This window comes from Amycolatopsis alba DSM 44262, assembly GCF_000384215.1.
Classification (GTDB): Bacteria; Actinomycetota; Actinomycetes; order Mycobacteriales; family Pseudonocardiaceae; genus Amycolatopsis; species Amycolatopsis alba.
On the sequence record NZ_KB913032.1, the window covers coordinates 2,662,534 to 2,681,431 of the forward strand.

An 18,898-nucleotide genomic window follows, 5' to 3' on the forward strand; every position below is an offset into this window, starting at 1 on the left:
CAATCTTGAGGCCGGATACCCTTTGCGCACTATGTCGGGTTCGCCCCGCTCGGGCGGCCCGGTCGCGAAGCATGCGGGCAAGCAGGGAGATGGCATGGAGGTGAGCGCGACCTAGCGTGGGAAGCGGGTTTCGACAGGCGGGAGATTCGTGATGGCGAACCAGGAAACCGCGGCCAGTCTCGACAACATCGGGTTCGGGACACGGGGTCTCGTACTCGAACACGTGACGTCGGCGGACGGGACGCGGATCGCCTTTGAGAAGTCCGGGGAAGGCCCGCCGGTGATCATTCTCGGCGGCGGGCTCAACGAGAAGGCGATGTTCGCCGACCTCGCCGAGCTGCTCTCGGAGGATTTCACCGTCTACAACTACGATCGCCGCGGCCGCGGGAACAGCGAGGACAACGGCGGGCTGTCCGGGTACACCATCGACCGCGAGGTCGAAGACCTGGCGGCGGTCCTCGATGCGGCAGGCCCCGAGGCGGCGATCTTCGCCAACTGCACCGGCGGCCTGATCGCCATGCGGGCGGCGGCGAACGGCGTCCCGATGGGCAAAATGGCGCTGTACGAACCCACTTACGGCGGCCACCAGCTGCCAGAGTCCTATATGGACGATCTGGAGCGGATGGTCGCCGCCGATCACCGCACCGACGCGGTCGCGCTGTTCCTGAGAGAGAACGTCCGGTTCAGCCAGGAAACCATCGAGGGCTTCAAATCCCTTCCCATCTGGCCGTCGTTCGAGGCCATGGCCCCGACGACGCTCTACGACTCCATCCTCGACGCGAACCACGAGGCCGTCCCGTTCGGCGAGCTGCCGGGCATCGGGGTGCCGACCCTGGTGATCGGCGGCAGGGAAAGCCCTTCGTGGCTGATCGACAACTGCCACGCCCTCGCCGACGGGCTCCCCAACGGCCAGTACGTCTGCATGAACGAGGGGCATCTGTTCAACCAGAAGGCGGGCGCCCCGCTGCTCACGGTGTTCTTCCGGTCCCAGTAAGCACAACCCTTTTCGATCGTTGAGGAGAAGATCCGATGGAAAGCCGCTGCCCTTACACCTTGGACATCGCGGGTACGGACATTCACGCGGAGAGCGAGGCTCTGCGCGCCCGTGGGCCGATCACCCAGGTCGAGCTGCCCGGCGGGGTGATCGGGTGGTCGGTGACCGGCTACCAGGCGGCGCGCCAGGTGCTGGCCGACAACCGGTTCGCCAAGGACCCGCAGAAGTGGACCAAATACACCGAAGGCGAGATCCCGTCGAACTGGCCGCTGATCGGCTGGCTCCTGATGGACAACATGACCACGAACGACGGTGAGGACCACAACCGCCTGCGCAAGCTGGTTTCCCGTGGTTTCACGCCGAAGCAGGTCGAGCTGACCCGGCCGCTGATCCAGAAGATCGTCGACGACCTCCTCGACGGCCTTTCCGGCTTCGGCGCGGACGAGGTCGTCGACCTCAAGGGCCGCTTCGCGACCCCGCTGCCCGCCCGCGTCATCTGCGACATGTTCGGTGTCCCGGAGTCGGCCCGCGCGTCGGCGCTGCGCGGCGCGGGCGTCAACGTCACCACGACCACCACCGGTGACGAGGCCGAGGCGAACGTCGAGCTGTGGCACCAGGAACTGACCGACCTCGCCGAGTTCAAACGCGAGCACCCCGGCGACGACCTGACCAGCCTCTTGCTCGCCGCGCGCGAGGAGGACGGCAGCAGGCTCACCGACGAGGAGATGGTCGGCACCCTGCACCTCATGCTGGGCGCCGGTTCCGAGACGCTGATGAACGCGCTCAGCGCCGCCGTCGTCGCGCTGCTGAGCCAGCCCGAGCAGAAGGAACTGCTGGACAGCGGCCAGGTTTCCTGGGACGACGTCATCGAAGAGGCGCTGCGGGTCAACGCCCCGGTCGCGCAGCTGCCGCTGCGGTACGCGACCGAGGACATCGAGGTCGCCGGGGTCACCATCCGCAAGGGTGACCCGGTGCTGATGGGCTTCACCGCCATCGGCCGCGACCCGGAGAACCACGGCGAGACCGCCGGGCAGTTCGACGCCACCCGCGCCGACAAGACGCACCTGTCGTTCGGACACGGCGCGCACTTCTGCCTCGGCGCGCCGCTCGCGCGGCTGGAGCTGCGGATCGCGCTGCCCGCCCTGTTCGCCCGCTACCCGGACCTGAAGCTCGCTGTCGGCGTCGACGAGCTCGAAGGCCAGGGCACGTTCATCATGAACGGCCACAAGGAGGTCCCGGTGCGGCTGGGCGAGCCCTCGCTGGTGCGGTCATGACCGGCGGGTCCGTCCACGACGCGCCGCTGGCGGTCGTCACCGGCGCGTCGTCGGGGATCGGCGCGGAGTTCACGCGGGTGCTGCGGGACCGCGGCTACCGCGTGCTCGCCGTCGCCCGCCGCGCGGACCGGCTCGACGAGCTGGCGAAGGGATCGAACGGCTTCATCGTCCCCTTCGTCCGCGACGTCACCTCCGAGGGCGCGGCCGAAGCGATCCTCGGGCGTGCGGAGGAGCTCGGCGGCGCCGACCTCCTCGTCTGCAACGCCGGCCGGGGATCGAGGGGCCGGATCCACGAATCGGATCCGGCCGACGCGCTCGGCATGATCGGGCTCAACGTGACCGCGAACGTCGACCTCGTGTCGCAGGCCGTCCCCAAGATGGTCGCGCGCGGCTCGGGCGGCATCATCGTCGTCGCGTCGAACCTCGGCTTCTTCGCCACCCCGAACATGGCCGTCTACGGCGCCACGAAGGCCTTCCTGCTGTCCTTCACCGAGTCGCTTTCGGCGGAGCTGGCGGGGACCGGGGTACGGGCCATGGCACTGTGCCCTGGCGCGACCTCGACCGAGTTCGGCGACGTCGCCGGTCTCGGTGACACGGTCGAGAAGACACCTGGCTTCACGACCGCGGAAGAGGTCGTGCGAGGCGGTTTGAAGGCGTGGGACAAGGGGCGCGCGATCACCGTGCCCGGAACCGTCGCACGCCTGCTCACGGCGTTCTTGGCCTACTCCCCGCGGGCGCTGTCTCGCCGGATCATGGGCAAGATCTTCACCGCCGGATGACCACTATCGGGTGAATGTCCGGAATTGCCGGGCGCGAGCGATGAGTTCGCGCCCGGCCCGGAGTCCAACCTGTGACGCCGCCACCCGACGGGCGGAAGATCGAGGAAGGACGACCGAGATGACCAGCACGAACGAGATCACCATCCCCGGCGGCCGGCTGCACTACGAGGTCCGCGGCGACGGACCAGTGCTGCTGGCCATGGGCTCACCGATGGCCGCGGACGCCTTCGCCCCGCTGGCCGACGCGCTGGCGAGCCGCTTCACCGTGGTGACCCACGACCCCCGTGGCATCGCCCGGAGCCCCCTGGACGACCCGAACGAGGATTCGAGCCCGGAGAAGCGCGCCGAAGACGTCATCGCGATCCTGGACCACTTCGGCGCCGAGACGGCCGACGTCTTCGGCTCCAGTGGTGGCGCGATGACCACGCTCGCGCTGGCCGCCCGCCACCCCGGCCGGATCCGGACGGTCGTCGCGCACGAGCCTCCCGCGCTGACCCTGCTGCCCGACGCGGCCGAGCGGCACGCCGACGTCGACGACATTGTGAAGGCCTTCGAGACCGAAGGCCTCGAAGCGGCCTGGACGAAGTTCCTCGGCACCTCGGGCTTCGAGGAGGACGAGGCGGGCCCGCCGCCGAGCGACTCCCCCGAGCAGGACCAGGAGGACGGCCGCCGGTTCTTCGTGCACGAGCTCCGCACGACCACGCGCTACACCCCCGAGCTCGACGCGTTGCGCGACGGGCCGTTCCGGATCGTGGTCGGTCTCGGCGCCGACTCCGGCGGCCTGCTCACCAAGCGGACGTGCGCCGCGCTCGCCGACGAACTCGGCGTCGAGGTGGTCGAGTTCCCCGGCGATCACGGCGGCTTCATCTGGGACCCGGAAGGCTTCGCCAAACTGCTCGGCGACATCCTGGTCTGACCCCCGGCGGGGCCGCCCTCAGAATTCGACGAGGGCGGCCTTGCGGGCGGCGTCGAGCAGCTCGCGCGAGATCCGGTCCGCCTGCTCGGCGGTGAGGATCAGCGGCGGCGCGAGCACGACGTTCTTGACCGTGCGCCGGACCAGGACGCCGTTGTCGCGCATCAGTTTCCTGACGTGGGCGGCGCGGCGGGACCGGTCCATCTCGACGGCGATCATCAGGCCGCGGCCGCGGATGTCGGTCACGCAGTCCAGTTCCCGCAACGGTTCCAGTGTGGCGAGCAGCTGCTCGCCACGGGCCTGGACGTTCGCGAGGAGCTGTTCTCTTTCGATGTGGTCGATCACCGCGAGCCCGGCGGCGCAGGCGGTGGCGTGCCCGGAATGCGTGTGCCCGTGCACGAAACCGGCCATCTTCTTGTTGCTGTCGAACACTTCGAAGACGTGCTGGGTGGTGGTGACAGCGCCGAGCGAGATGTAGCCGGCCGCCAGCCCCTTGCTGGTGGCGAGGATGTCCGGCTGGACGCCGGCGTGCTGGTAGCCGAACATCCGTCCGGTCCGGCCGAAACCGGTGGTCACCTCGTCGAGGACCAGCAGGATCCCGTGCTCGTCGCACAGTTCCCGCACGCCGCGCAGATAGTCCTCCGGCATGACGTAGGCGCCGCGCGACTGGACCGGTTCGACGAGGACGGCCGCCGTGCGCTTCCCGTGATCGGCGAGGAAACCCTTCAGCGCGCCGATGCCTTCCTCCGGGCCGGGAACGGTGATGAACCCGCTCGGCGTCAGGTCGTCGGAGATCGGCGACGGCGCCCCGGCGGTCGCGGCGCCTGCCATCGTGGCGCCGTGGTAACCGTTGTGCAGCGAGACGATCAGCCCGCGGTCGGGCGAGCCGAGCACGGCCTGATAGAAGCGCGCGATGCGGATCGCGGCCTCCATCGCCTCGGAACCGCTGTTACAGAAGAAGGTCCGGGTCAGTGCCGGGCCGGCGAGCTCGCCGATCCGTTGCGCCAGGCGGATCGCGGGGATGTTGGCGCCCTCGCCCATGTCGTAAGTCATCAGCTTCGCGACCTGTGCCGAGATGGCGTCCACGACCGGCCCGCAGGCGTAGCCCAGCGTCGCGTTGAAGCCGGACGACTTCGCGTCCAGGTACGTGCGGCCGTCGGCGTCGGTGACCTCGCAGCCTTTGCCGGACACCGCGACGAGCGTGTCGGGGCTGACCCGGCTCGGTGACCACGGGTGCCACAGGTACTCGGCGTCGATGGCGAGCAGTTCGGCCTGCCCCTCGGTTTCGCTCATTTCCGCTTTGCCTCTCAGTTCGCCAGCCGGGCACGGACCGGGATGGAATGCCAGGCCCGCAAGGTGTTGTTGAGCCGCCGTTCGCCAGGAGCTGCCAGTTCCAGCGTCTCGACGCGTTCCGCGAGCGCGGTGATGAGGCATTCGGCCTCCAGGCGGGCCAGGTTCTGCCCGACGCATTGGTGCAGCCCGAACCCGAAGCCGACGTGCCCGGACGGGTCGCGGGAGAGGTCGAACTTCTCCGGATCGGCCCAGCGCCGGGGATCGCGGTTGGCCGCGCCCAGGAACATCAGCACCTTCGCGCCGTCGGGCACGACGTGGTCACCGACCGGGACATCGCCCACCGCGGTGCGGAAGAACGTCTGCACCGGGGACGCCCAGCGCACGGCCTCGTCGAACGCGATCCGCGCCAGCGACGGCTCGGCGCGCAGCCGGGCCCACTGCTCGGGATGCGTGACCAGCGCGTGCATGACGGCGGCGAGCGCGTGCACGGTGGTGTTGAATCCGGCGGCGAACAGCGAGCGCACGACGCCCGGCGCCTGCTCGTGGGTGATCTCGCCGCGATCGGCGGCCGCCCAGATCTGCCCGCCTAAACCATCTTCGGTGAGGGCGTCGCGCTGGCAGTGCTCCATGACCCACGTCGTCAGGAACTTCGCGTGCGGCGCGCCCGCGGCGACGAGTTCGTTGCGTGGGCCGAAAGCGTTGAGGAGGAAGTCGCTGAAGGGCAACAGGTTCTCGCGGCCTTCCTCGGGCAGCCCGAGCGCGTCGCCGACCGCGCGCGGCGGGAACTTCTCCGCGATCGCCGTCACCGCGTCGAACTCGATCGTGCCGCCAGGGGTGCCGTCGAGGACCTGGCCGACCATCTTGTGCGCCTTGGCCATCCATTCGGCGCGAAGCCTGCGCTGGGCGCGCGGGCCGAGCAGATTCGCGAGGACCCGGCGCGGCGCGTCGTGGTGCGGCGGGTCCGCCTCGACGACGATGCTCAACTGGCGCCACGGTTTCTCGGTCCGGAAGTTGGAGAGCCCGACCCCGGCACCGGACTGGAACCCTTGCCAGTTCCGCAAAGCCGCGTACACCGCGTCGTACCGGGCGACGGCGTAGATGTCGTGCGCGCTCAGGTAGGCGAGCGGTCCCGCGTCGAGCAGGGCGTGCTCGAGCGGGTACGGATCCGTCAGCACCTCGGTGCCGAACGGGTCGATGTCGATGACGGGCAACGACGTCATGATCACGGCCTCCGGGGCTTACAGATCCAGTACGAGCCGGTCGGTGCACGAACGTGAGACGCAGGGGTACATGCAGTCCCCCGCCGCGCGGTCCTCGGCGGTGAGGAGGGCGTCACGGTGGTCGACGACGCCGTCCAAGACCGTGGTCTCGCAGGTGCCGCAGACACCCTCCATACAGGACGAAAGCAGGTCGACGCCGACCGTGCGCATCGCGTCGATCACGGTCATGTCCTGCGTGACGGTGACCGTCGCGCCCCGTCGCGCCAGCACGATGTCGAACGGCTCGTCGCGCACCGGCGCGCCCTGCTCCGGCGCCGAGAAGCGTTCCGTCCACAGGGTGGGCGCGGGCCAAGGAGCGCAAGCGTTCTCGACGGCTTTGAGCAATCCCTCCGGGCCGCAGCAATAGACGCGGAGTCCGTCGCGGACTTCGCCGAGCCAGGCTTGAAGATCCGGCCGTCCCTGTTCGTCTTCCGGGACGATGTGGACCTTTTCCTGGTAGGAGGCCAGTTCGCCGAGAAACGCCATGGAGTTTCGCGTCCGGCCGCCGTAGACGAGATTCCAGTCCGCGCCGACGAGCTCTGCCTGATGGATCATGGGAAGCAGCGGGGTGATCCCGATCCCGCCCGCGATGAAGAGGTAGTTCTTCGAGGGCACGAGCGGGAAGTTGTTGCGGGGGCGGCTCACTCCGACGGTGTCGCCGATCTTGAGCTTGTCGTGGACGTACGCGGAACCGCCGCGGCCGTCGGGCTCGCGCAGGACCCCGACCCGGTATTCGCAGGCGTTCCAACGATCTCCGCACAGGGAGTACTGCCGGGTCAGCCCGCCGGGCAGCACCAGGTCGATATGCGAACCGGGCGTCCAGTCGGGCAGGCGCGCGCCGTCCGGGGCCCTGAGGAGCAGCGAAACAACCCCTTCGGCGACGACGTCCTTGGCCGCGACGCGCAACGTCGTCTGCACCTGCGCCTGCATCGTGCCCGCCCTCCGCTCGTTCGTGCTCTCCACGGTTCCACGGCGGGCTCGGGTGTACGTCTCCCTGAATGCTCGGGTGCTTGAGCAATCGGGAATATTGTTCGGCGGGGTGTGACGGGCGGACCATCGGATTCTACGTCGATCCATGGAGGACGCATGTCGCATATCACGGTGGATCCCACCAAGCCCGGAATCATCGGCCTGTTCGCTTTCCGCCCTGAGACCGCGAAACCGCTCGGCGAACTGGTCGAGACCCTGCTGCGCGGCCCGAGCTCGCTGACCACCGGCGAGCGTGAGCTGATCGGCGCCGTCGTGTCCAAGGAGAACGACTGCTACTTCTGCGCCGAAGCGCACGGCGCCTTCTCCGCCGCGCAGATCGAGGGCGGCAACGCCACCGTCGACTCGGCCAAGCAGGACATCGACACCGCGCCGATCTCGGACAAGCTGCGCGCGCTGCTGAAGGTCGCGCTGGCCACGCGCGAAAGCGGCCACTCGGTCACCACCGCCCTGGTCGACAACGCCAAGGCCGCCGGCGCCTCGGAAGCCGACATCCACGACACCGTGCTGATCGCTTCGCTTTTCTCGCTGTTCAACCGGTACGTGGACGGTCTCGCCACCCACGCCCCCGACCAGGCCGAGTGGTACGCCGGTGCCGCGCAGGCACTGGTCGCCGGTGGGTACGCCGCGATCTCGGGTGCCGCGCAGGCTCAGGCCGCCTGATCGCTTTGGGCATGCCGAGGGGCCCGTCGCCGGTGTGGCTGGCGGGCTCCTCGGTGATGTGGGGGTCAGGTGACGTGGTGGAGGGTGTTGCGTCGAGGATGTCGCAAGGGGTCGAGGTATTGGGGTGGCAGGAATTCGGGTATGCCGTCTCCGGCGATCCGGACCTGCCAGTCGCCGTGGTGGATCAGCCGGTGGTGAAACGAGCAGAGCAGGACGAGGTTGCGGAGGTCGGTGGGTCCGCCGTCTGCCCAGTGCTGAATATGGTGTGCGTGACAGTGTTTCGGCGCCCGGTGGCAGCCGGGGAACGCGCAGCCGCCGTCGCGGATGTTGAGTGCTCGGCGTTGGCCGGGGGTGACGAAGCGTCGCATCCGCCCGACGTCGAGGGGTTCACCGGCGGTGCTGAGGACGGCGGGGATCATGAGGCAGTCGCAGGCCATCAGGCGGGCTTCGCGGGCGGTGATGGTGCCGACGAAGTCCAGGCACGCGGTCCCGAGCCCGGTTTTCAGGGCGTCGAGGCCGACGGTGACGTGCACCAGCGTGCGGTAGCCGGCAGTGCCGGGCTGGTCGGGGCAGGCGGTGGCGAGGTCGAGGACGTCGGCCCAGGCATCGCCGTAGCGTTGGGGCATGGTCCGGTGGTCGGCCTGGCCGGACTCATCGACCGGCCGCCGTGCCCCATGGGCGTCCAGGATGGCCGCGGTGCGGGCCCCGGTCTCGGGGTCCAGCAGACCGGAGAGTTTCCAGAACCCGTCTCCGCGGCGCTCGACGAACACCTCCCGCCGTGGCGGGGCGGGTTCGGGGTCCTTCGGTTCGTTCCCGTCGGGGTCCAGGTGCGCGAGAAGGTTCGCGCCGGCTTCGGCGAGTTCTCTGGGTCCGGCGTGGCGGGCAAGGCCGGCGAGGATCTTGTCCGCGCCCTCCCGCTCACCGGCGGGGATTTTCCGGAGGATGTCCAGGATGAGGTCGATGTGCTGGTCCCCGATCGCGCCGTCCTCGGCCGCGGCGGCGGTCGCGGGCGCGAACACCGCCGTCTCACCACCGGCCACGGGGACGGGGTTCAGGGCCAGGGCCCGGTTCACCGTGTCCCGCGCGTCCCCCAGCGAAATCCGGGCGATCTCAGCGAACCAGGACGCCGCGTTCCCGTGGCCGAACAGGTCTTCCGCGCCCCGTGTCTCGACCTCCGCCAGATACATCCCCAGGCAGGCGGACGCGACCCGGATCACCTGCACCAGATGCGTCGCGCCATGGGCAAGCTCCAGCTTGCCGGCACGCCACAGCTCCTGCGGCAGTTCGGGAATGAGAGTCTCGGACACCCCACCATATTACCGAAATACGACCGTTGATTGTTCGTAATTTTAAGCGACAACGCTAATTGCATATTGACCACTGACGAGTGAAACCACACCACAAGGCCGGTAACGCACAGCTCGTAATACGTCTCGTGAGTGGCAAGGACCGGTTAGAACAATCCTTACCACTCACGAGACGAGCCCCTAAGCGGCCCGAGGCACCACAGGCTCAGGCCCAGGCTCCGGCGGTGCCGAGGAAGCCCGTACCGAAGCGGGAGAAGTGGCCGAAGCGAAGAGCCCGATCACCCCGAGCGGCACCAGCAGCAACGTCAGCGCCGTACTGATCCCGAAGGTCTGCGCGAGCCATCCGAAGATCGCCGGTCCGGCGAGGACACCGGCGTTGTGCAGCGTGCTGTACCGCGCGATCGCCAGGCTGGTGTTGGACTTCGTGCCATGCCCCACCGCGCTGGAGATGATCGGGATCGCCACGGCGAGCCCGACGCCCGCCATCGCGAGCCCGGCCAGGCCGAACCACACGCTCTGCACCAGCACGGCGAGCAGGACGCCGGCCGCGGTCATCGCCATGCTCCAGCGCACCAGTGCCACGGCGCCGAATCGCCGGTGCAGCCGGTCGCCGATCAGCCGGGTCCCGGTCTGCGCCACGATGAACGCGAAATAGCCCAGCGAAGCGATGTTCGCCGCCGCGCCGCGTTGTTCGCTCAGGAACACGCCGCCCCAGCTGGACACGGCGCCTTCGCACAGCGCGACGGCCGCGCCGAGGCCGCCGAGGATGATCACCGCGCGCGTCCAGCCGGAGAAGAAGCCGACCTTCGGCGCCTTCTCCTTGGCCTGCACAGAACCGCGCGATTCCGTCAGCAGCCAACGGCCGCTGAACAGCGCGATCACGACGAGAACCACCGCGACGACCCAGAAATGGGCGCTCAGCGAGAGTTCCGCCCGGACGGCGAGCACCGTGCCGCCCGAGCCGAGCAGCGCGCCGATGCCCCACACCGCGTGCAGGCTGTTGAGCACCGGCCGCCGCGCCCGCCGTTCGACCTCGACGCCCTGTGCGTTCATCGACACGTCCAGCAGACCGGCGATGACACCCCACGTCAGCATCCCGAGACCGGCGGTGACCGCGCCGGGCATCGCCGCCATCAGCGGCAGGAACCACGGCAGGACAAGGGAAGTGACACGGATGACGGCCCGGCTGTCGAGGTGGTTCGACAGGTGACCGGCCAGCTGCATCGCCAGCAGGACACCGACGGTCTGGCTCAGCAGCACCATGCCGAGTTCCGCGAAGTTCAGCCCGAGTTCGATCCGCAGCTGCGGCACCCGCGCGAACCACGAGCCCAGCATGATCCCGATCATCAGGAAGATCCCCGAGATCGCGATCCGCTGGCGCCGCACGTCCTTCACCGGATGGATCTCCAGCCCGCTACTCATCGCCACTCGTCACACCGGCCGTGTCCCCGAAGCCGGACTCGCCGGTCCAGCTGCCCACTTCGACGTGCGCGTTGAACGGCTTCCCCTCGGCGTTGCGCATCGGCGGCCGCCGATGCGCGAGGTGCAGGAAGACGTCGTCGTACTGGGTGACGTCGCCCGCCGCGGAGATGCGGTAGAGCATGTCCTCGTCTTCACCGCCCCAGCCCTTGTAGCGCTCGTCGAAGCCGCCGATGCGGGTGAAGATCTCCGGTCGCGTCCACAGGCAGGCGCCGGGGACGTCGCGAAGCAGCAGCCCGCGCGCGCCCGCCAGGGGTGCTTCCGGCGTGCTCTCGCCGCAGCGGCGTTCGATCAGCCAGTCGCTCGAAGGGCCGTCCAGCGACAGCATTTCGGTGTGCGGCAGATGCGCGTCGGCGCGCTGGTCGACGAACCGCGAGTGGTTGCGCTCCAGGAATTCCCGGTCCACCAGGATGTCGGCGTCGAGCAGGCACAGGGTCCGCGCCGCGCCGAGGGTCTCGCGTACGCCCACGTTCAGCGTCCAGGACTTGTTGAACAGCCCTTCGCCCTGGATGTGCACATAGTGGTCGACCAGCGGCTCGACGACGTGCTTCCAGCGCGGCTTCTCGTCGAACTCGACGACGGTCACCCGGTACCGGTCCGAAGGGAAAGTCTGATCGCGCAACGCGAGCAGACAGGCGGTCAGGTTCCGGATCCGGCCCGCGCCGTCCCGGTCGGACAGCGGGACGACGACGAGGATCTCGTCGCCGGTCCCGGAAGGCCGCGAGCGCACGCCCTTGGCGAGTTCCGTCAGCCTGTCGAGCCCGGCGGGTTCGGCCTCCGGTTCGTAGAGCCTGCCCCGGAAGTAGTTGATGTAGACGTTGTCGTCCGCGGCGTCGGCTTCGCGCCCCAGTTTCTCGGCCAGACTGGGACTTTCGTCGAGCAACGCGACGACGCGCTCTTCGAGCCGGCGTTCGGCGAACGTGTCGGTCGGCTGCGCGACGAGCCGCCGGTACGCCGTGTCGTGGCCGATCTCGGCCTCGAGCGGGTCGACGACGGCACGATAGAAGCGTTCGCTGTGCATCCAGTAGTCGGCGGCGACGTCCGGCACCGCGGGGTCGTTGGCCAGTACGACGTACCGGACGATCCGCCCCGCGAGATCCGCGCTCCCCGGCTCGGCCTTCCAATAAGCCGATGCCGAGGCGAAGGTCTTGCCGCCCGTACGGGTCGGCCGGATCTGCATCGGATTGGTCGCCCGTAACACGCACATCGGGCTGCAGTCACAGGGATGCGGTTGCACTGCTCCTCCGTCCCTAGTTTTCCTTGGTTGTTCGGACACCGAGCGTGACAGCCGGTCGCGGGGCGGAACGTCTTCTTGATTGCCGACGAGTGAGGAAACGCATCAGGGGCCCGGTGATGGCCGTGGTGACGACGGCGACCATGACGAGCATGGTGAAGCCCAGCTGGTTCACCAGTCCGTATTTCAGGCCGATGGTGGCGACGACGAGTTCGGTGACGCCGCGGCAGTTCATCAGCGTGCCGAGCTGGATCGCCTGGTCCCCCGGTAGCCCGGCGAGCCGGGCCGCGCCGCCCGCGCCGATGAACTTCGTGAGCTGTGCGACGGCGAGGATCCCGGCGAACAGGAGCCAGTGCGAGACGTTCGTGCCCAGCAGCCCGATCGATGTGCTCAGCCCGACCAGCGCGAAGAACAGCGGCAGCAGCACGACGAGGGTGAAGCCGCGCAGCTGTTCACTGATCCGCTCGACCAGCGGGCAGTCCCTCGGGACGGCGGTGCCGAACAGGAAGGCGCCGAGCAGCGCGTGCAGCCCGAGGATCTGGGTCATCACGGCGAAGCCGAGCGCGCCCACGAGCAGCACGACGGTCATGACCTTCTCGGACTCGATCCGCGTGACCAGCGCGCTCAGCGCCCGCCGTACGACGAGTGACGTGAAGATGACCAGCACCACGGCCAGGATCGCCGTCGTGGCGGGGCTTCCGCTGCCGTGGACCCCGGTGCCCACCAGGATCAGGGTGAGCGTGAGCCAGGCGACGCCGTCCCCGATCGCCGCGCTGGTGATCGACAGCGCGGCGAGCCCGGTCCGTTCCATCTTGAGGTCGACCAGGATCCGTGCCAGTACGGGCAACGCGGTGACGGCCATCGCCAGCGCGAAGAACAGGACGTAGCCCGTCGTCGGGGCACCCGCGCCCGCCAGCACGGATGACGCGGCGAAGGCGACCCCGATCCCGGCGGCGAACGGAAGCCCCATCCCGCCGAGCACCACCGCGCCGACCAGGGATTTCCGTTCGATGCGGTCGGTCCGCAGTTCGCAGCCGAGCAGGAACATGAACACGACCAGGCCCAGTTGCGCGACTTTGTCCAAACTGGACAGTACTTCGGGTGCGAAGAGCCAGGCGCCGCCCGAAGGCCAGATCAGGCCGAGCACCGAAGGGCCGAGCAGCAGCCCGCCGACGATCTCGCCGAGCACCGGCGGCTGCCCGAGTCTTCGCAGCACCTCCCCGCAGAAATGGCTGACCAGCAGGATCGCGCCGACGGCGAGCAGGAACCGGGTGATCGGTTCGATGGCCATGGGACACCTTTCTGACGCCGAAGGGCGCGGACGGCCATCGAGGCCGCCCACGCCCTTCGGTTCGGGGATCAGGCCGCTTCGGCCTGGTTTTCGTCGCCCGCCGCCAGTTCGGCGAGGCTGGTGTGGATGTGGTCGGACACCGCGGCCACGGTGGGCTTGGCCCACAGGATGGTCGGCGGGAGGTCCAGTCCGTAGCGCCGCTGCAGCCGCACCCGCAGCGCCACCGTCATCACCGAGTCGACGCCGAGTTCGACCAGCGGCCGCTTCAGCTCGATGTCACCGGCCTCCAGGTTCAGCTCCGCCGCCACCTGCTCGCGGACGTCGCCGGTGACCTTCTCGCGGGTCTCCTCTTCGGACAGATTCGCGAAGTCGACGGTGAACCCGTTGCCCGCGTTGGCCTCGGCGTTCTCGTCGACCACCGTGAGCTCGCGGAACATCGGCAGCTTCCGCTGGTGCGGCGGGGTCGGCAGGACCCGCAGCACCGCCTGGTAGTCGGAGGCGAACCGGTCGCCGAACGCCCACGCCCGGAACGCCTCCGAAGCGGAAACGGCTTCCAGGCCACGGGAGTTCGCTTCCAGCATGGTCGTCGCGATGTCCTGCGACAGACCGACACCGCGCCACGCCGTCCAGCCGAGGCTGATGGTGTCGTTGGTACCGCCGGAGTTGCGGTGCGTGGCCAGCGCGTCGAGGAACGAGTTGGCCGCCGCGTAGCTCGCCTGCCCGGAGAGACGGGCGAACTGGCCGCACGAGGAGAACAGGACGAAGAAGTCGAGCGACCCCGCCGGGAAGAGCCGGTGCAGCACCAGCGCCCCGCCCACCTTCGGCGCGAACACGTCGCGCAGCCCGTCCTGGTCGACCTTGTCCACCAGCGCGTCGTTGACCACACCGGCGGCGTGGATGACGCCGGTGACCGGCGGCAGTCCCAGCGCGCCCGGCGCGAGCGCCTCGGCGACGGCGTCCTCGTCGGTGATGTCCAGCGCCAGCACGCCGACCGTGACACCGAGCGCTTCGAGCCCGAGGACACTGTCGATCTGGTGCCGCACGTCCGGGTCGGTCACCGAAGCCCAGTCCGCGCGCGGCGGCAGGCCACGGCGGCCTGCCAGCAGCAGGCGGCGGGCGCCGCGGTCGACCAGCCAGCGGGCGACCTCCAGCCCGAGCCCGCCGAGACCGCCAGTGATCAGCACCGTGCCCGAGGGCGAGCAGTGCAGCGGGGAACCGTCGGCGCTGCGGGTGATCTGGTTCAACCGGGCCACTTCCGCGCCCCCGCCGGTCAGCGAGATGACGTCCTCGTCACCGGCCGGGCCGCGGAAGATCTCGAGCAGCCGAGAGCCGAGGTCCGGCGCCGTGCAGTGCTCGACGTCGATCGTGCCGCCCCACAGTTCCGGGTGCTCGCCGGCGATGATGCGGCCGACACCCCACAACGGGCCGTGCGCGACCGAACGTTCGTCGGTGCCCTGCCGGACGCCGCTGGTGATCGCCCAGATCCGCTGGGTCGCGACCTTGCCCTTCGACGTCGCCTGCAGTTCCGCGATGCGCTGCGCGGTGCGGATGAGCGACCAGGTGGTGCGTTCGGTCGAGTCCTCCAGCCGCTCGCCTTCCGCCGCCCGCGAAGGCGCGACGACGACCGCGCCGGGGTTCGCGAACATCTCGGCGGTGAGGTCGAGCGGTTCGCCGTCGATCGCCACCTCGACCGCGGTGGCGCTGACCCCCGCCGCGGTGAACTGCTCCACCAGCGTGCCGGTGGTGGCGGGCGGGCCGACGACGACGATCTGGTCGAGGTCCGAGGCCAGCGTGGCCTCGGGCAGCTCGTGCCAGGTGACCTCGTGCACCAGGTCACGCGGCAGGACCGCGGTGCCGAGGTGCTCGACCGCCGCGAACTTCAGGCCGATGACCTCGCTGATGATGTCGCCGTCTTCGTTGGCGACCAGCACGTCGACGGTGTCCTCCGGCGACTTCGGCGAACGCGTGGCGTGCACGATGATCCGCGCGGGCGGCTCACCCTTCCACGCGACCTTCTCGATGCCACGCGACATCCACAGCACGGTGGCGTGGCCGGGCGAGACCACCATCGCGCTGATCGTGAGCGCGGCGTCGATCACGTGCGCCCAGCTGGTGGCCAGCTTCGCGGGCGGCGCGACGCAGTCCATCAGCGCGAGCTGCTCGACGTCGTCGTAGTAGAGCTCGCTCATGTCCCACGGGAACGCGTAGCCCTCCACACCCATACGGCCGAACATCTCGTCGGCCTTGGTGAGCGACCCGCTGGGCAGGCGGTCGCGGATCGTGGCGAAGTCGATCCGGCCCTCCGGTGCCTTGGCGCCCGTGTCGATAGTGGCGGTGGTGTGCGTGATCCACTCGTCGCTGTCGGCGCTGGTCTCGTCCGCGATCCGGGTGGCCAGCGCGAGCGACCGGCCCTCCTTGACGATCTGGACGATCCGGGCGGGCTGCACGGCGAGCGGGGTGCGCAGCACGATGTCGGTCAGCGCGGGCGCGACCTCTTCCTCCGCCGCGAGGGCGAAGGTGTTGATGATCGACGCCGCCGGGGTGACCTCGACCCCGACCAGGCCGTGGCTCTGCGGGTACGGACGGCTGTCCATGTCGAGCCGCGTCTGCCAGACCTGCCGCGACGGCGCGCCGGACACGGTCATCCGGCCGCCGAGGAGACTGTGGCTCTCCGGGTCGTGCCCGCTGCCGAGGCCGGCGTCGGCGCCGGTCTCCGGGAAGATCCAATACGGCTTGTGCTGCCACGCCGCGGCCGGGATGCCCAGCAGGTCACCGTCGGCGAAGTCGCGCGTCCAGTCGATCTCGACGCCCTGGACGTGCAGTTTGGCGAGGTTGTGCAGCAGCGTGCCGACCTCGTCGGTGTTGCGGCGCAAGGTGGCGCAGCCCGCCAGGTCGTCGATGCCGAGGCTCTCGGCGGTCTCGATGATGGAGTGCGAGACGACCGGATGCGACGAGATCTCGACGAACACGCGGTGCCCGTCGGAGAACGCGGCCTCGACGGCTTCGGCGAAGCGGACCGGGTTGCGCAGGTTGCCCGCCCAGTAGTCGCCGTCGCGGGCCACGTCGGAACGCGGGTCGGTCAGCGCGGTGCTGTAGAGACTGACCGACGGCGTGCGCGGGTTGAGCTGCCGGGCCGCGGCCGCGACCTCTTCCAGCACCGCGTCCACATGCGTGCTGTGGAACGCGATGTCGGTGTCGACGACCCGCATGTCGATGCCCTCTTCACGCCACTGCGTGACGAGTTCCGCGATCGCGGCCTTGTCGCCGGAGACGACTGTCGACGTCGGGCTCGCGGAGATGGCGGCGACGACGTCGGCACGGTCACCCAGCTTGGCCTGGACCTCGGTGAACGACAGGCTCGCCAGCACCATTCCGCCGTCGCCCTCCAGCCGCTGCAACGCGGCCGCGCGGCGGCAGGCGAAGCGGGCGGCTTCGAGGATGTCGAGCGAACCGGCGGCCACCGCGGCGGCGATCTCGCCGACGGAGTGCCCGATGATCGCGCCCGGCTCGACACCGCGGCTGCGCCACACCCCGGCCAGGCCGACCTGCATGGCGAAGGTCAGCGCCTGGACGTGCGCGGCGGTCCACGGGCCGCCGTCGAGGATCGCCTCGCGGGGCGTCCAGCCCAGTTCCTCGCGGTAGACGCCTGCCAGCGAGTCGATCGTGGCGGCGAATCCGGCGTGCTCGGCGAGCATTTGGCGGCCCATGCCGGACCACTGCGAACCGTGCCCGGAGAAGACCCAGACCGCGCCGTCGCTCTGCTGTCCCGCGCGGGCGATCAGGATGCCGGACGCGGGTTCGTCGACGGCGAGGGCGCGGAGCCGCTCGGCCAGCTGCTCGGTGGAGGCGGCGATGACGGTGCCGCGCTGCGGAAGGTGCGAACGGCGCCGCGCGAGCGTGTACCCGATGGAGCCGAGCGACGCGCCGGGGTTGGCGTCGATCCAGTCCGCGACGGAACCGGCCAGCGCGCGCAGGCCCGCTTCCGACATCGCGGAGATCGGGAAGACCTTACGCGTGCCGTCGCTGGTTCCCTTGTCCCGCTTGAGTTCCGGCTGCGCAGGGCCCTCTTCGAGGACGACGTGGGCGATGGTGCCGCCGACGCCGTAGCTGGACACACCGGCACGGCGGGTGTTCTCGCCGGCGGGCCACGGGGTGGTCTCGCCGACCAGCTTCAGGCCCGAAGACGGGTCGGAGATCGCGTCGTTCGGCTCGGTGTGCAGGCTCGGCGGGATCTGCTCGTTGCGCAGCGCCAGCACGGTCTTGATCACGCCGGTGATCCCGGAACCGCCCTCGACGTGCCCGATGTTCGGCTTCACCGAACCGACCAGGCACGGGTTCTCCGTCGACCGCACCGAACCGATGACGGCGGCGAGCGCCTCGACCTCTTCACCGTCGCCGGTCGGGGTTCCGGTGCCGTGCGCCTCGACGTAGTCCACAGTGGACGGGTCGACGCCCGCGCGCTCGTAGACCTCGCGGAGCATGTGGGCCTGCGCCTCGGCGTTCGGCGCCATCATGCCCTCGGACCGGCCGTCCTGGAAGACGCCGCTGCCGCGGATCACGGCCTGGATCGGGTCGCCGTCGCGGACCGCGTCCGAAAGCAGCTTCAGCACGATGACGCCGGCGCCCTCGCCGCGGCCGTAGCCGTCGGCGTTCTTGTCGAACGCCTTGCTGGTGCCGTCCGGCGACATCGCGCCCGCGCCCTCCAGCGCGACGTTCAGCGCCGGGGTGGCCATGATGTTGACGCCGCCGACGAGCGCGATCGACGTCTCACCGGTGCGCAGGCTCTGCGCCGCGATGTGCAGCGCCGTCAGCGAACCGGCGCAGGCGGTGTCAACGGCCATGCTCGGGCCGCGGACGTCGAGGAAGTACGAAACGCGGTTCGCGATCCCGTAGAACGTCGTGCCGTTGACCGCGTACGCGCCGGTGAGGGGGATGTCCTCCAGCAGGCGGCGGCCGTAGTCGTTCGAGTTGGCGGCGACGAACACCCCGGCGTCGGAGTTGCGCAGCGACAGCGGCGGGACCCCCGCGTCCGCCAGCGCCTCCCAGGCCAGTTCGAGGATGAACCGCTGCTGCGGGTCGAGGAAGTCCGCCTCACGCGGGGAAATGCCGAAGAAGTCGGCGTCGAATCCCTCGATGTCGTCGAGGAAGGAGCCGCGGATCGTGGTCCCCCTCAGGATCGCGGTCGCCTGCGGGCTGCTCGCCGCGTAGGACTTCCATCGCTTCTCGGGCATGTCGCTGACGGTGCTCTTACCATCGGCGAGGAACTCCCAGAACTTCTCCGGAGAGTCGAGGTCGGGAGCGAACCTGCAACTCATACCGATGATCGCAATGGCTTCGTCGGGTGCTTTGTACTCGCTCAAGTCCTCGCTCCTCGAAATAGGTCGCCCGACCGGAGACAACACAAAATTCCGGCGCCTCGTTGTAC

13 protein-coding genes are annotated in these 18,898 nt (G+C 69.6%); 5 read left to right on the top strand and 8 right to left on the bottom strand.

All coding sequences use genetic code 11. The features are described 5' to 3' along the window. Positions 1 to 151: 151 nt before the first annotated feature. From AMYAL_RS0112435 to AMYAL_RS0112450, 4 genes are all read left to right on the top strand, one after another. Positions 152 to 994, top strand: a complete 843-nt coding sequence (locus tag AMYAL_RS0112435; protein ID WP_020631634.1) for an alpha/beta fold hydrolase — start codon at positions 152 to 154, stop codon at positions 992 to 994. Between the two features lie 35 nt (positions 995 to 1,029). Continuing rightward, positions 1,030 to 2,268, top strand: coding sequence for a cytochrome P450 family protein (locus tag AMYAL_RS0112440; protein ID WP_020631635.1), 1,239 nt, complete (start codon positions 1,030 to 1,032; stop codon positions 2,266 to 2,268). Beyond that, positions 2,265 to 3,047 carry an SDR family NAD(P)-dependent oxidoreductase gene (locus AMYAL_RS0112445; protein ID WP_020631636.1) on the top strand — a complete coding sequence of 261 codons (783 nt, stop codon included), beginning with the start codon at positions 2,265 to 2,267 and terminating at the stop codon, positions 3,045 to 3,047. The genes AMYAL_RS0112440 and AMYAL_RS0112445 overlap by 4 nt, the downstream gene beginning before the upstream one ends. 118 nt (positions 3,048 to 3,165) lie before the next feature. After that, positions 3,166 to 3,963 (top strand): alpha/beta fold hydrolase, encoded by a 798-nt coding sequence (locus tag AMYAL_RS0112450; RefSeq protein ID WP_020631637.1) that lies wholly within the window; start codon positions 3,166 to 3,168, stop codon positions 3,961 to 3,963. A gap of 18 nt (positions 3,964 to 3,981) precedes the next feature. Here AMYAL_RS0112450 and AMYAL_RS0112455 read toward each other — a convergent pair whose 3' ends face one another. From AMYAL_RS0112455 to AMYAL_RS0112465, 3 genes are read right to left on the bottom strand one after another with little or no spacing between them, the layout of a single operon-like run. Further along, on the bottom strand, positions 3,982 to 5,253 hold the full coding sequence (locus tag AMYAL_RS0112455) for an aminotransferase family protein (protein WP_020631638.1): 1,272 nt from the start codon (positions 5,251 to 5,253) through the stop codon (positions 3,982 to 3,984). Between the two features lie 14 nt (positions 5,254 to 5,267). Then, the gene (locus tag AMYAL_RS0112460; RefSeq protein ID WP_020631639.1) at positions 5,268 to 6,473 is read right to left on the bottom strand and encodes a cytochrome P450; all 1,206 of its coding nucleotides are present in this window, start codon (positions 6,471 to 6,473) and stop codon (positions 5,268 to 5,270) included. Positions 6,474 to 6,491: 18 nt separating this feature from the next. After that, positions 6,492 to 7,475: a PDR/VanB family oxidoreductase gene (locus tag AMYAL_RS0112465; protein WP_020631640.1), complete on the bottom strand. Its 984-nt coding sequence runs from the start codon at positions 7,473 to 7,475 to the stop codon at positions 6,492 to 6,494. 123 nt (positions 7,476 to 7,598) lie between these two features. On the opposite strand from AMYAL_RS0112465, the gene AMYAL_RS0112470 reads away from it, so the two are divergent. After that, positions 7,599 to 8,162 carry a carboxymuconolactone decarboxylase family protein gene (locus AMYAL_RS0112470; RefSeq protein ID WP_020631641.1) on the top strand — a complete coding sequence of 188 codons (564 nt, stop codon included), beginning with the start codon at positions 7,599 to 7,601 and terminating at the stop codon, positions 8,160 to 8,162. 65 nt (positions 8,163 to 8,227) lie between these two features. On the opposite strand, the gene AMYAL_RS0112475 is transcribed toward AMYAL_RS0112470, so the two are convergent. The 5 genes from AMYAL_RS0112475 to AMYAL_RS45860 form a co-directional block, all read right to left on the bottom strand. Next, positions 8,228 to 9,469 (bottom strand): HNH endonuclease signature motif containing protein, encoded by a 1,242-nt coding sequence (locus AMYAL_RS0112475; protein ID WP_020631642.1) that lies wholly within the window; start codon positions 9,467 to 9,469, stop codon positions 8,228 to 8,230. A 180-nt stretch (positions 9,470 to 9,649) separates the two neighbouring features. Then, positions 9,650 to 10,891 (bottom strand): MFS transporter, encoded by a 1,242-nt coding sequence (locus tag AMYAL_RS0112480; RefSeq protein ID WP_051137525.1) that lies wholly within the window; start codon positions 10,889 to 10,891, stop codon positions 9,650 to 9,652. Next, entirely contained in the window at positions 10,884 to 12,128 is a 1,245-nt protein-coding gene (locus AMYAL_RS0112485; protein WP_245192899.1) for a glycosyltransferase family 2 protein, read from the bottom strand. The genes AMYAL_RS0112480 and AMYAL_RS0112485 overlap by 8 nt, the downstream gene beginning before the upstream one ends. A gap of 70 nt (positions 12,129 to 12,198) precedes the next feature. After that, positions 12,199 to 13,473 (bottom strand): cation:proton antiporter, encoded by a 1,275-nt coding sequence (locus AMYAL_RS0112490; RefSeq protein ID WP_020631645.1) that lies wholly within the window; start codon positions 13,471 to 13,473, stop codon positions 12,199 to 12,201. A gap of 68 nt (positions 13,474 to 13,541) precedes the next feature. Beyond that, the gene (locus AMYAL_RS45860; protein WP_425332190.1) at positions 13,542 to 18,875 is read right to left on the bottom strand and encodes a type I polyketide synthase; all 5,334 of its coding nucleotides are present in this window, start codon (positions 18,873 to 18,875) and stop codon (positions 13,542 to 13,544) included. Between the last annotated feature and the right edge of the window lie 23 nt (positions 18,876 to 18,898).